This is a genomic window from Flintibacter sp., assembly GCF_046973065.1.
The window spans coordinates 15,900-28,821 of the sequence record NZ_JBKVXZ010000044.1 but is presented as its reverse complement, the minus strand read 5'-3'; the positions used below and the strand labels follow the sequence as shown (position 1 = coordinate 28,821).

The window sequence follows — 12,922 nt, the reverse complement described above, 5'->3', positions numbered from 1 at the left end:
GCAGATGACTGTGAGCGCCCGCTGCGCGAAGGCGCTCACCGGAATCAACCCCCAGCGCATCTTTGGTTACTTTCTGTGCGAGCAGAAAGTAACATCCGTTTCCTTCCCATAAAATGGACCCATTCCCCCTAAAACAATACGTAAAGGAAAAAACTTTACATAGGAACAGGAGGTCCCCATGAAAACCCCGTCTCAGTATGTTTCTCAACTTCTGGCTTTGGTGCTGGGCGGCATCGGCGTGGCCTTTATCCTTCTAGGAGCCCTGTTTATCTGGATGGACCTGCCCGTGCAGGGCGGTGGAGGTTGGAGCTTTTCTGCCCTGGGGTTTGTCCTGCTGGTGGGCGCGGGACTGTGTCTGGTTTGGTACGGGCGGAGAAAGGATCTGTGCCGCCGCCTGCTGGAGCGGGGTGTAAAAGTGGAACATGTGGGCTGTTCTATCGAAAAATGGGTGTGGATCAACTGGAATACCCGCAGTTTTACAAACATTCCGGGGCAAAACTCCCCCTGGGTGGTGCGCTGCAGCTACCGGTGGGAGGACAAACTCTACACCGTGACCAGCCCCTTGGTGTGGAACCAGCCCGCCCCGGTCCAGTACCCCGTCATCTATGTGGACCCAAAACACCCCCGGCGCGCCTATATTGACCCGGATACCCTGTCCTTTCTTGTATTTTGAATCCAATTTTGTTCCGAAATCGTTTTGGAGGTACCTATGCCAACCATTCAAGTATTAGACTCCCACGTAGCCGACCTGATTGCCGCCGGCGAGGTGGTGGAGCGGCCCGCCAGCGTGGCCAAGGAGCTGATGGAAAACGCCATTGACGCCGGGGCCTCCAAGGTGACGGTGGAAATTTCCCACGGCGGACTCACCTTTCTGCGGGTGACCGACGACGGCAAGGGCATCCCCGCCGGGGAGCTGAAAACCGCCTTTCTTCGCCACGCCACCAGCAAGCTGCGCACCGCCTACGACCTGGAGGCCATCGGCACCCTGGGTTTCCGGGGCGAGGCTCTGGCGGCCATCTCGGCGGTGTCCCGGGTGGAGGTAATGACCCGCACCGCGGATGCTCCCCTGGGGGCTTCCCTCTCCCTGGAGGGGGGCGTGCCCGGCGAAATCGAGGAGGCAGGCTGTCCCCTGGGCACCACCATGGTGGTCCGGGACCTGTTTTATAACACCCCCGCCCGGCTAAAATTTATGAAGAAGGACTCCGCCGAGGGAGCCGCCGTGTTTGCGGTGGTCCAGCGGGTGGCTCTGTCCCACCCAGAGGTGAGCGTCAAGTTCATTCGGGACGGCAAGCAGGAGCTGCTCACCCCCGGAGACGGTGCCCTTCAGAGCGCGGTGTACGCCGTGCTGGGCCGGGAATTGGCCCTGGGCTTCCGGGAGGTGAAGAGCGGCGGTGACGGGATCAAAGTGACCGGTTTTGTCTCCCAGCCCGCCTGCTGCCGGGCCAGCCGAAACTGGCAGTTCTTCTTTGTCAACGGGCGGCAGGTAAAGTCCCGCCTGCTCATGGCGGCTCTGGAGCAGGCCTACCAGAACCAGAAGATGGTGGGAAAATTCCCCGCCTGTGTCCTCCATGTGGAGGTGAAGCTGAGCCAGGTGGACGTAAACGTCCACCCCGCCAAGACCGAGGTGAAATTCGGCAGCGAGCGGGAGGTATTCAATGCCGTGTACCACGCCGTCCTCTCCGTCCTGGAGGGGGACCGCAGCCATCCCCAGGCCACCTTCTCCCCTGCCCGGCCCAAGCAGACTCCTGGCCAGACCACCATGCCCGGACTGTCCGCCCAGACCTACCGCCAGCTCACCGTGGCTGACGTGGCCGCGCCCCGCTTTACTCCCAAACCCCGTCCTACCTGGACGCCGCCTCCCGCCGCCGCGACCCGGCCTTCTGTCCCGAAAAAGGCCCCCTATGTGGAAAGCGGTGTGGAAAACTTGGTGGAGAAAGTGGACAACTCCGTACACCCTGTGGAAAACTTTGTGGACAAAGTGGATAAGATTCCGCAGGAAACCTTATTAAACTCCAAAAAGCTGGAGAAACACGCACAAGTTATCCCTTCCGAACCTCAGCCCCAGCCCATCCCAGAGCCAGTGGCCACGCCGGAACCCAAGGACGAGCCGGTGGAAAAACCTGTGCACATGCCGGAGCCGGAGATAGAGGTCGAGCCTGTCCCTGAGGTGGAGCCCTGGCGCTTGGCCGGAGAGGTGCTGAACACCTATATTATTGTGGAGCAGGGAGACAAGATTCTGCTCATCGACAAGCACGCCGCCCACGAGCGGATGAATTTTGACCGCATGAAGGCCCAGGGGTACCAGGCCATGGCCCAGACCCTACTCAGTCCCGCCATCTGCCGTCTGGCTCCGGAGGAGCAGGCGGTGCTGCTGAGCAATCTGCCCCTGTTGGAGGAGTTCGGCTTCCAGGTGGATGACTTCGGCGGCGGAGCCCTGGCGGTGCGGGAGGCTCCGGACTATCTGGACGTGGAGGACATCCCCGATACCCTCTCCCAGCTGGCCCAGAAGCTGCTTACCACCGGACACGCCGATCCCGCCGCTGCCCGGGACGAGCTGCTGCACACCATGGCCTGTAAGGCGGCCATTAAGGGGGGCTGGAAGACCAGCCCTCAGGAACTGGAGCGGGTGGCTCAGGCAGTGATGGATGGAAGTGTCAAATACTGCCCTCACGGGCGGCCGGTGGCGATTGAGCTGACACGGAAAGAGCTGGAGAAGCAGTTCAAGCGGGCCTAATGTAGGGACGATGTTCTTTCCAGCGATGGAAAGAACCAAAGATCGCCGGGGAACGGCTCCGAGGAGCGCCTTCGCGGAGCAGGCGCTCCAAGTCGCCTTTTCCCCGGACCCCTTGTTACGAGGGTGGGTCCCTTTGGGCTTTTGGTTATCCCCGGCGGGCAAAATCAAGTTCTGTTTCTGTCCTACTCTCGGGCCTTAGGCCCTTTTGCCATCCAAATTTGATGGTCCTTGTATTCTAACGTACACCGCCTGGTACCTACCTACCTGTTTGGTGCGGCGGTGGTCGGGCAGACCAGCTGCCACGGTTATGTCCAGCCAGGCGGTGTCCGTACAGCGCAGATACTTAATCAGGGTCCCTGCCAAAGCCCAGCGAAGCGGGTTTGGTGGGGAGAGGAGGCGCAAGGGAGCGGCATGACGGATGCCCACACTTGGGCGTCCGGAATAGAGCGGACTTTGCGACGACGAAGGGGCCTGTGTCCCCGAGGCAAGAAAAACGCACGGTCTTGTGTTCGGAGCCGCCGGACGCAAATGCCAAATCCTCAGGAGGGCGTCCCCCGTAGCCAGGGGTCTGGGGGCAATGACTGTGAGCACCGCCGCAGGCAAGGTGCTTACCGGAAGCGGCCCCCAGCGCATCTTTGGTTACTTTCTGTGCGAGCAGAAAGTAACATCCGTCTCTAAATAACGCAACCCGCCCCGCAGGGCGGAACCCTCCTCCCCTGACAACATAAGAAAGGAGCCCTGTTATGAGTTGGAACGCCGCACTATACTACTACCACCTCTCCCGGGGTGGGGACTACTTCGGCCTGCCCAAAGAGGGGTGGGAGAGCTCGGCCCACGCCGCCCTGGTGCTTCCCCGGGACAAGGGTCCAATCCACATTTCGCCCTGGCTGGACAACTATGGCCGCTACGGGGTAAGCTGGAAAGTGGCAGTTACCTGCCAGGTGGAGCTCCAAGCCCCCTATACCTTGAAAATCACCGGCGGCGGCGCAGTGCGCCGGGGGCTCAATACCGTACTGGATGGGCTGGAGCAGGGCTATAAGATGCTGGGCGGCAAGGGAGAGCTCACCCCGGATTTCGGAGCTCCGGAGCTGGCGGCTCAGCGGGGACTAAAATCGGATAACGCCCAGTTTACCCGGTGGGTGCTCCAGAGCGCCGAGCTGCGGCAGGGCTTGAAAAAGTTGGAGAAGGCTTCGGTTCGGGTGGAGCCCCTGCTTCCTGACAGTACCCAGCATATGGTCTGTGTCCTGACGGATATGGACAGCTTTGATGTGGACGATGTCATGCTGGAAGACTGGAAGCGGAAGAGCGCTTATGAGGAGACCGGCGTGTTTGAGCGGCTGGACGCACTGGTGGAGCTGCTGGAGACCGCCCGGAACGCAGTGACCGCCTGGCCCATGCCCCAGACCTATGAGGGGCCAAAATAGACCATTGACCGGGGGAGTATAATAGAGGTAAACTCCCACGCAAGAGAGGTGAACCCCCATGCCCCCTAAAATCTTAGTGATCGTCGGCCCCACAGCCTCGGGCAAGACCCGCATGGCGGTGGAGCTGGCCCAGCGCCACAACGGCGAGGTGATCTCCGCCGACTCCATGCAGATCTACCGCACCATGGACATCGGCACCGCCAAGCCCACCAAAGAGGAGATGGGGGGCATCCCCCACCACATGATCGACGTGGCCGACCCGGAGGAGGACTTCTCCGTGGCCCGGTACGTGGAGATGGCCGCCCGGTGTGTGGACGACGTGCTGGAGCGGGGCAAGCTGCCCATTGTGGCCGGTGGAACAGGGCTGTACATCGACTCCCTGCTGTCCGGACGCACCTTTGCCCCCTTCTCCCCCGACAGCGCCCTGCGGGGTGAGCTGGAGCGGGAACTGGCGGAAAAGGGCGGGCAGGCCATGCTGGAAGCCCTGGCCCAGGTGGACCCGGAGGCGGCACAGCGCCTCCACCCCAACGACCACAAGCGCATTGTCCGCGCCCTGGAGGTCTACCGCTCCACCGGCAAGACCATCACCCAGCACAACCGGGAGACTCAGGCCATTCCACCCCGGTATAACGCCCTGACCATCGGGCTGGCCTTCCAGGACCGGCAGGCCATGTGGCGGCGCATCGACCAGCGTGTAGACGAGATGGTAGCGGCGGGCCTGGAGGACGAGGTGCGCCGGCTGCTCACCAGCGGCATCTCCCCAAAATGCACCGCTATGCAGGCCATCGGCTACAAAGAGTTTACCCAGGCCCTGTCTGGGGAGATGACCTGGCAGGAGGCCGCCGACGTGGTAAAGCTGCGCTCCCGCCAGTATGCCAAGCGGCAGCTCACCTGGTTTGGCCGCAATCCCAACACCCGCTGGGTGCGGTGGGACGATCCCCCGGAATTTGAGCAGGGGCGGCGGGCTTCGACAGAATATATGGAAGAATTTGGTATATCATAGGGGCACTCAGGCCGGGACTCCGGCCATAGAAAAAGGAGTGCTACATATGCAGAAAACAAATAATCTTCAGGAGATCTTTCTCACCCAGGTCCGCCGGGAGCGCCGGAATATCACGGTTTTTTTGATGAATGGCTATCAGATGCGGGGCTATGTCACCGGGTTTGATGCCTTTACGGTAGTCTTGAGCAGCGACGGCAAGCAGATGGTGATTTACAAACACGCTATTTCCACCATTGTACCTGAGCGGCCCATTCCCCTTACCTCTCCGGAGAGCTGATTCCCTCCGGAGATCGATCCAGCCCCCTGCCAGCGGGCAGAAAGAGAGAACGCTATGAAACAAGGACGACCCCTTATCACCTTTGTCATCGCCCTGTTTGCCGGGGCGCTGGTCCTGTATTTTCTGATCAGCTTGTGGAAAACCTTCCAGGACCCCTTTACCACCACCTATACGTACAGCTATACCCTGAACGACAGCATCCAGACCGAGGGCCTCATCATTCGGGATGAGCAGGTTCTCTCCGGCAGCGGCGGCATTGTGGATGTGACCCGGGGCGAGGGCGAAAAGGTGGGCGTCAACCAGACAGTGGCTCTCATCTACCGGGACGACCAGGCCCGCCAGAGCCAGGAGCAGCAGGAGGCCCTGCGCCTGGAGATCACCCAGCTGCAATATGCCCTTGGCCAGGGAGAGGATGTAAGCTCCGCGGCCAAGCTCAACGACGATATTTTAAACGCCATGGTGTCGCTGCGGACGGCCAGCGCCCAGCAGGACTTCAGCGACCTGGAGGACCAGGTGCTGGAGGTCAAGGGCAAGGTGCTGCGTCGGGAGTACACTTACAGCGACGAGCTGAGCGCCGAATCTCTCACCACCCGGCTTCAGGAGCTGGAGACCCAGTATCAGACCCTGCGCAATCAAAGCTACTCCGCCATTACCCAGGTCACCGCGCCCACGTCGGGCACCTTCTCCACCCTGGTGGACGGGTATGAGGGGCTCATCAATTCGGAGAGCGCCGGGAACCTTACCCCCCAGGCCCTGCAGGACCTGCTGAATCAGAACCCCGCCGGCGACAGTGCCGCCGTGGGCAAGCTCATCTCCTCCGACAAGTGGTACTTTGCCGCCGTGGTCACCCAGGAGGAGGGCGAGCGGCTGGAACAGGAAGGAACGCTCACCCTCCGCTTTGCCGGAGATTTTACCCAGGATATCTCCATGAAGGTGGAGAAGGTGAACCAGGACGGCCAGGGCCAGGCGGTGGTCCTTCTCTCCAGCGACCGCTATCTGGAGCAGACCACTCTGCTGCGCCGGGAGACGGCGGAGCTCATCTTCAACAGCCGAACTGGTCTGCGGGTGCCCAAGAGCGCTCTGCGCATGGTCACCACCACCTCCACCGACGAGGAGACCGGTGAGACCACTGAGACCGACACCCTGGGGGTCTATGTGGTCACCGCCGGACGGGCGGAGTTCAAGCCTGTGACCATCCTCACCGAGGGGGACGATTTCTATGTAGTCCAGTCGGTGCGGGAGGACAAAAAAGCTCTGCGGGCAGGGGACGAGGTCATCGGCCAGGCCACAGGACTGTACGACGGACAGCTGCTGCTGTATTGATGGAACCAGCCCGCCCCATAAGGGCGGAAGGACAAAAGAAAGAAGGAAACAAAGATGTCCATTCAGGAGCATGTGAACGCAGTACGGGAAAAGATGACGGCGGCTGCCAAGGCCGCCGGACGGGATCCTGGGGAGATCACCCTGTGCGCTGCCACCAAGGTGCAGACCGACGACACCATCCGGGAAGCCATTGCCGCGGGAATCACGGTATGCGGCGAGAACCGGGTGCAGGAGCTCACCGCCCACCTGGAGGCCAACGCCTATGAGGGCGCTCAGGTACACTTCATCGGCCACCTGCAGACCAACAAGGTAAACAAGGTGGTGGGCAAGGTGGACCTCATCCACTCGGTGGACTCGGAGCGGCTGCTGCGGGCCATTGACCGCCAGGCGGACAGGCTGGGTCTGGTGCAGGACGTGCTGCTGGAGGTAAATGTTGCCGGGGAGCTGAGCAAAGGGGGCTGTACCCCCGATGAGGCCTGGGAGCTGGCCCAGCTGGCTCAGTCCTTGGAGCACGTGCGTCTGCGGGGTCTGATGGCGATTCCGCCCATCGCCCAGAAGCCCGGAGACAATACTCCTTATTTTTCCATTATGAAGAAGCTTTATGTTGACATAAAGGAAAAAATAGCCCATAATCAAGATGATATGGATTGCCTGTCCATGGGGATGAGCGGCGATTATGAGGACGCCATTGCCCAGGGCGCCACGCTGGTGCGGGTGGGTACGGCCCTGTTTGGGCCTCGGCCCCCCATGGCAAAACAATAACGCAGAGATATATTCCAGAGAAAAGAGGGTTACTACCATGGGATTTTTAGACGAGTTCAAGCGCCTGGCCCACCCCTATGAGGATGAGGAAGAGGACGAGTTTGACGAAGATTTTGATGCGTCTCACCGTCCCGTGGAGCGCCGGGAGCGTCCCGCCCGCAGCGAGCAGAGCTATGCGCCCATCGACGAGCTGGAAGCCCGCCGCAGCAACAAGGTGGTCAACATCCGGGCGGCCACGCAGCTGCAGGTGGTGCTGGTAAAGCCCGAGCGCTTTGAGAATGCCAGTGAGATCGCCGACCACCTGCGGGAGAAGCGCACGGTGGTGCTTAACCTGGAGTCCACCAACAAGGAGATCGCCCGCCGTCTGCTGGACTTTTTGTCCGGCGTGGCCTACGCCAACGAGGGCAAGATCAAGAAGGTGGCTATCAGCACTTACATCATCACGCCCTACAATGTGGATATCCTGGGCGATCTCATTGACGAATTGGAGAACAACGGGCTGTATTTCTAAATAGCCCTGCCCTGCCCGGTTGCGGGCACAACAGATAAGATTTTGGGGGGATTACTATGCTGACTCCGCAGGAGGTTTCTGAGCGCGCCTTTCCCAAGGCGTCCTTTGGCGGATACAATATGGCCCAGGTGGACGAGTTCCTGGACGTACTGACCGAGGATTACAGCGCCCTTTACAGCGAAAACGCGGTGCTGAAAAGCAAAATGAAGGTGCTGGTGGAAAAGGTGGAGGAGTACCGTTCCACGGAAGAAGCCATGCGAAAGGCGCTGATGACCGCCCAGCGGATGGCGGACGAGCTGGTGAAGGAAGCCCAGGACCAGCGGGACCAGATGCTGCAGCAGGCCCAGGCTGAGGCCCAGCAGCAGGTGGAGTCCATCCGCAAGGAGGTGGAGGCGGAGCAGTATCGTCTGTCCTGCGCCAAGCAGGAGACCGCCGCCTATGTGCAGAAGGTGAAGGCTCTGCATCAGCAGGCCCAGACCTATCTGGACCAGCTGGACCAGATCACGCCCCAGCAGCCTCAGGCGGAGCAGCCCGCCCAGACCGATGCGGTAGACCAGGCGGTCTCCGACATTGACGACAGCGTGCAGCGTCTGGTGGCCAAGGCCATGGCCGAGGCCAAGGAGGAGAACGAGAAGGCACGCCAGGGCCAGGACCTGTCCGACACCGCCGAGTTCCCCGCCCAGGGGGGCAAGGAGCCTGAGCACGACGACATGGAGCAGACCACCCGCATCGACTTCGGGGAGCTGCAGTTCGGCCGGGACTACGAGATCAAGTAAATCTGATACATAAAACACCCCGGAACCTTAGGTTCTGGGGTGTTTTTAGTTCTGATTCTGACGAAAAACGGGCAAATTGATAAACCATTCAGGCAGGGAGCACTCCAGCTCCACCGGCTGTCCGGTGGTGGGGTGGATAAAGCGCAGCCGCCGGGCGTGGAGGCACTGGCCTGCCAGGCCTGGCACCGGCTTTTTTGACCCATACACCGTATCGCCCAGCAGGGGATGGCCCAGATAGGCCATGTGGACGCGGATCTGGTGGGTGCGGCCGGTCTCCAGACGGCACTCCAGGTGGGTGTAGCCGGGATAGCGCCCCAGCACCTTCCAGTGGGTCACCGCCGAGCGGCCCTTGGGGTCCACCGCCATCTTCTTCCGGTCCACCGGGTGGCGGCCGATGGGGGCGTTCACCGTGCCGCTGTCCTCTTTGAAGCCGCCCACCGCGACCGCCTCGTACACCCGGGCCAGGGTGTGGTCCTGAAGCTGGGCGGCCAGAGCCAGATGGGCGCGGTCGTTTTTGGCCGCGATAATAAGGCCGGAGGTGTCCCGGTCAATGCGGTGGACAATGCCCGGGCGCAGCTCCCCGTTGATGCCCGACAGGGAGTCCCCGCAGTGGTAGAGCAGGGCGTTGACCAAGGTGCCGTCGGGGTGTCCGGGAGCGGGATGAACCACCAGCCCCACCGGCTTATTCACGACGATCACGTCGTCATCCTCGTATACCACGTTCAGAGGGATATTTTGAGGCACGATCTCCACCGGCTGAGGGTCGGGGAGCAGCACCTCCACCACCATGCCGGGGGTGGTCTTAGCGTTCTTTTTCAGAGGTTTTCCCCCGCTGGTCACCGCCCCCTGTTCCAGCAAGCGCTGGGCGGCGGAGCGGGTCAGGCCCTCCACCTGGCTGGCCACAAAGGCGTCCAGCCGCTCGCCCCCCTCCTGGGCGGTCAGAATAAGGGGGGTCACAGGTTGTTCTCCCGGGACTTGGGTCCCTCCAGCTTGTCCCACAGCAGCAGGTAGTACAGGGCGGCTCCGATGCCGCCCACCACCACGCAGATGTCGGCCACATTAAAGACGGCAAAGTTCATAAACAACACATTGAACATGTCCACCACGTAGCCCTGAAGCGCCCGGTCGATGAGGTTGCCCACGGCTCCCGCCAGCAGCAAAGCCAGACACACCCGGCCCAGGGGGTGGCGGAAGAACTTTTTCACCAGAGCCACCGCCAAAACCACCGACATCACCAGGGAGATCAGGGTCAAAATCCAGGTGTGCTCGTTGAACAGAGAGAAAGCGGCGCCGGTGTTCTGCACGTAGGTCAGGTCCAGAATGTAGGGCAGAAAGGGCACGTGATGCCCCAGGGGGATATTTTGAACCACCAGATATTTTACCAGCTGGTCCAGGGCCACCAGAGCGGCCACAAGCAGGGCGTACAGCATAAGAAAACTCCTTGAAAGGCGACATAATACAAGTAAGATGGACTCTATTTTATCATGTTCTCTGCCCGGGTACAACGGGGAATTTCCAGACAGGATGTAGATTTTTACCTTTCACCATACAGCGCCAGGTGGTAAAATAGAAAAACCAAGAAAACGAAGGAGGGGAACGGTCATGGAGATCCAGGGCCTGCAAAAAATGACCCTGCTGGACTACCCCGGCAAGGTGGCCTGTACGGTTTTTCTGGGAGGGTGTGACTTTCGATGTCCCTTCTGTCACAACGGGGAGCTGGTCCTCTCCCCTGCCCCGGCGGAGATGAACCAGGAGGAGCTGCTGGCCTTTTTGAAAAAGCGCCAGGGTCTGCTGGACGGGGTGTGCATCACCGGCGGAGAGCCGCTGCTGCGGCCAGACCTACCCCAGCTGCTGGAGGCGGTGAAGGCCCTGGGCTACCCGGTGAAGCTGGATACCAACGGCAGCCACCCCCGGGCGCTGGTGGACCTGGTGGAGCGCAAGCTGGTGGACTATGTGGCTATGGACGTGAAAAACAGCCCGGAGCGCTACCCGGAGACGGTGGGCGTGCCGGGTCTGGACGTGGGTCCCATCCGGGAGAGCGTGGGCTTTTTGCTGGAGGGCCTGGTGGACTATGAGTTTCGCACCACGGTGGTGCGGGAACTGCACGACGAAGACAGTTTTCGCGCCATTGGTCCCTGGCTTTCCGGGGCGAAGCGATACTTTTTGCAGTCTTTTGTAGACCGGGACACGGTGATTCAGGAGGGGCTGCACCCCTGGGACCGGGATCACCTGCAAGAATTTGCTGCGCTGGTGCGGCCCTGGGTGCCTTCCGTGGAGCTGCGGGGCGTGGATTAAGAAAAACAGGCGGTGATTTTTCATTGGAAAATCACCGCCTGTTTTTTAATTCGGCTTATTCTGTGGTGTCCGGGCAGTTTTCCGCCAGATCCAGAATGATGTCCACACACTTGTCGATCCCCAGCACGCTGGAGTCCAGGCACACGTGGTAGTTTTGAGACATGCCCCACTCCCGATCGGTGTAGTGCTTGTAGTTGATGCGGCGGCGGGCGTCCTTGTCCTGCAGCCGCTTCTCCGGGGCCACCTCCGACTCGCCGTACAGCCGCACGATGCGGTGGGCACGGAAGTCCATGCTGGCGTGGATAAAGGTGTGCAGACAGTCGGTGCGGTCCTTCAGAATGTAGTCGGCGCAACGGCCCACGATGACACAGGGACCCTTGTCTGCCAGGTCCCGAATGACGTTGTGCTGGATGGTCCACAAAAAGTCGGCGGCGGTCATGCCGCCCATGACACCGGGGACGCCCCGGCCCAAAAAGGAGAAGGCAAAGTGGGGCTTGCCGGGGGCAAACTCCCCCTGCTCCTCAATGTACTTGGGGTCAAAGCCGCTCTCCAGAGCCACCTGTTTGACCAGTTCCTTGTCGTAGTAGGGGATGCCAAGGCGCTGGGCCACCGTCTTGCCGATGGTGCGTCCGCCGCTGCCAAACTCCCGACTGACGGTGATGATACTTTTCTTCATAACCGATTAACCTCCTTCGCCGGGCGGGAGACCGCCAACGATTTGACTATATTATACAACATCCAAACTGATTTTGCATGTGTTTTTGCAGCGGCAGTCAAGAGAAAAAGCGGGTTGACAAAGGGCCTGAGGTGTGATAAGATACCAGCGACGAGTTTGTATCTGTCTCGTCCAAGCCCGAAGCGCGGAGGATAGACACACAGGGGAGATAACGCCAGAGCGGATGCCGGCAAACCAAGAAGGCGTAGACGACTTCTGTTTGGCGGCGAAGTCGGCGAAGTTATCGACCCGGCCGTGTGTCCAATCCGCAGCGTGACAATGCGAAGCGCAAATCGTATTGTTTCGGGTTCGTTCGGGGGGCAACAAAAATGCCCCGCCGTTCTCTAAATAATAAAATGGAGGTTTTTTTATGCGCAAATTTACCACCCGAGACCTGTCTCTGGCCGCCATCATCGCGGCGGTGTATGCGGTTCTCACCCTGATCCTGCCTATCCCCGCCTTTACCGGCATCCAGGTGCGCCTGTCCGAGGCCCTCACCGTGCTGCCCTTCCTGTTCCCTGCCACCGCGCCGGGACTGGTCGTGGGCTGCTTTATTGCCAACCTGTTTTCCCCCTATTCCCTGGACGTGATCTTCGGTACCGCCGCTACCCTGATTGCCTGCATTCTGACCCGGCACATGCCTAACCGGTATCTGGCTCCCCTGCCCCCGGTTCTGTGCAACGCGGTCATCGTGGGCGCGGAGTGCGCCTGGTACCAGGTGGGAGGCTTTGGTCCCGCCTTCTGGCCCGCCTACGCCTTCAACGCCTTTACCGTGGGCTTTGGTGAGCTGCTGGCCTGCTATATCCTGGGCAGCGTGCTGCTGGCCGCCCTGCCTCGGGTGTCCTTCTTCCGGGCTATGATCCCCCAGAACCGCCTGGAGCGCCTGGGGTTTGAGCAGAAGACCCCCAAGCTTTCCTGAAAGAAAGCTTGGCAAAGAACTTTGCGGGAAACTTCGTTTCCCTTCTGCGCCCGTAAGGGAGATTTTTTGTGGGAGTGACGTTCTGCGTCGCTCCCACTTTCTTTGCCCCAAAAGCCACATCTGTCCCTTGCGTTTTGTTCATAAAAGAAACATAATTTATTCACACTTAAAATTTGATTTTAC

At 60.5% G+C, this 12,922-nt stretch carries 14 protein-coding genes; 11 read left to right on the top strand and 3 right to left on the bottom strand.

Features of this window, described 5'->3' with window-relative positions; all coding sequences use genetic code 11:
• The first annotated feature begins 178 nt into the window (after positions 1 to 178).
• From ACLTXB_RS13915 to ACLTXB_RS13875, 9 genes are all read left to right on the top strand, one after another.
• Positions 179 to 673: a phage holin family protein gene (locus tag ACLTXB_RS13915; RefSeq protein WP_428227424.1), complete on the top strand. Its 495-nt coding sequence runs from the start codon at positions 179 to 181 to the stop codon at positions 671 to 673.
• Positions 674 to 709: 36 nt separating this feature from the next.
• Positions 710 to 2,734, top strand: a complete 2,025-nt coding sequence (gene mutL / locus ACLTXB_RS13910) for a DNA mismatch repair endonuclease MutL (protein WP_428227423.1) — start codon at positions 710 to 712, stop codon at positions 2,732 to 2,734.
• Between the two features lie 743 nt (positions 2,735 to 3,477).
• The gene (locus tag ACLTXB_RS13905) at positions 3,478 to 4,158 is read left to right on the top strand and encodes a hypothetical protein (RefSeq protein WP_302668496.1); all 681 of its coding nucleotides are present in this window, start codon (positions 3,478 to 3,480) and stop codon (positions 4,156 to 4,158) included.
• A gap of 58 nt (positions 4,159 to 4,216) precedes the next feature.
• Positions 4,217 to 5,161: a tRNA (adenosine(37)-N6)-dimethylallyltransferase MiaA gene (gene miaA, locus ACLTXB_RS13900; RefSeq protein WP_428227422.1), complete on the top strand. Its 945-nt coding sequence runs from the start codon at positions 4,217 to 4,219 to the stop codon at positions 5,159 to 5,161.
• A 46-nt stretch (positions 5,162 to 5,207) separates the two neighbouring features.
• Entirely contained in the window at positions 5,208 to 5,438 is a 231-nt protein-coding gene (hfq, locus tag ACLTXB_RS13895; protein WP_428227421.1) for an RNA chaperone Hfq, read from the top strand.
• 54 nt (positions 5,439 to 5,492) lie between these two features.
• Positions 5,493 to 6,761, top strand: coding sequence for an HlyD family efflux transporter periplasmic adaptor subunit (locus ACLTXB_RS13890; RefSeq protein ID WP_428227420.1), 1,269 nt, complete (start codon positions 5,493 to 5,495; stop codon positions 6,759 to 6,761).
• A 54-nt stretch (positions 6,762 to 6,815) separates the two neighbouring features.
• Entirely contained in the window at positions 6,816 to 7,523 is a 708-nt protein-coding gene (locus ACLTXB_RS13885) for a YggS family pyridoxal phosphate-dependent enzyme (protein WP_428227419.1), read from the top strand.
• Positions 7,524 to 7,560: 37 nt separating this feature from the next.
• Positions 7,561 to 8,034 (top strand): cell division protein SepF, encoded by a 474-nt coding sequence (locus ACLTXB_RS13880; RefSeq protein ID WP_428227418.1) that lies wholly within the window; start codon positions 7,561 to 7,563, stop codon positions 8,032 to 8,034.
• A 56-nt stretch (positions 8,035 to 8,090) separates the two neighbouring features.
• Complete coding sequence (locus tag ACLTXB_RS13875; protein ID WP_008982378.1) at positions 8,091 to 8,810, top strand: DivIVA domain-containing protein; 720 nt, start codon at positions 8,091 to 8,093, stop codon at positions 8,808 to 8,810.
• Positions 8,811 to 8,855: 45 nt separating this feature from the next.
• Here the strand turns inward: ACLTXB_RS13875 and ACLTXB_RS13870 are convergent, their stop codons facing one another.
• Positions 8,856 to 9,767 carry an RluA family pseudouridine synthase gene (locus tag ACLTXB_RS13870; protein WP_428227417.1) on the bottom strand — a complete coding sequence of 304 codons (912 nt, stop codon included), beginning with the start codon at positions 9,765 to 9,767 and terminating at the stop codon, positions 8,856 to 8,858.
• Complete coding sequence (gene lspA / locus ACLTXB_RS13865; RefSeq protein ID WP_110442438.1) at positions 9,764 to 10,240, bottom strand: signal peptidase II; 477 nt, start codon at positions 10,238 to 10,240, stop codon at positions 9,764 to 9,766. The genes ACLTXB_RS13870 and lspA overlap by 4 nt, the downstream gene beginning before the upstream one ends.
• 172 nt (positions 10,241 to 10,412) lie before the next feature.
• Here lspA and ACLTXB_RS13860 point away from each other — a divergent pair, with 172 nt between their 5' ends.
• Positions 10,413 to 11,105 carry an anaerobic ribonucleoside-triphosphate reductase activating protein gene (locus ACLTXB_RS13860; RefSeq protein WP_428227416.1) on the top strand — a complete coding sequence of 231 codons (693 nt, stop codon included), beginning with the start codon at positions 10,413 to 10,415 and terminating at the stop codon, positions 11,103 to 11,105.
• Between the two features lie 55 nt (positions 11,106 to 11,160).
• Here the strand turns inward: ACLTXB_RS13860 and ACLTXB_RS13855 are convergent, their stop codons facing one another.
• Positions 11,161 to 11,781, bottom strand: a complete 621-nt coding sequence (locus ACLTXB_RS13855) for an AAA family ATPase (protein WP_428227415.1) — start codon at positions 11,779 to 11,781, stop codon at positions 11,161 to 11,163.
• Positions 11,782 to 12,190: 409 nt separating this feature from the next.
• Between ACLTXB_RS13855 and ACLTXB_RS13850 the strand changes: the two genes are divergently transcribed.
• Entirely contained in the window at positions 12,191 to 12,739 is a 549-nt protein-coding gene (locus ACLTXB_RS13850; RefSeq protein WP_428227414.1) for a QueT transporter family protein, read from the top strand.
• Positions 12,740 to 12,922: the final 183 nt, after the last annotated feature.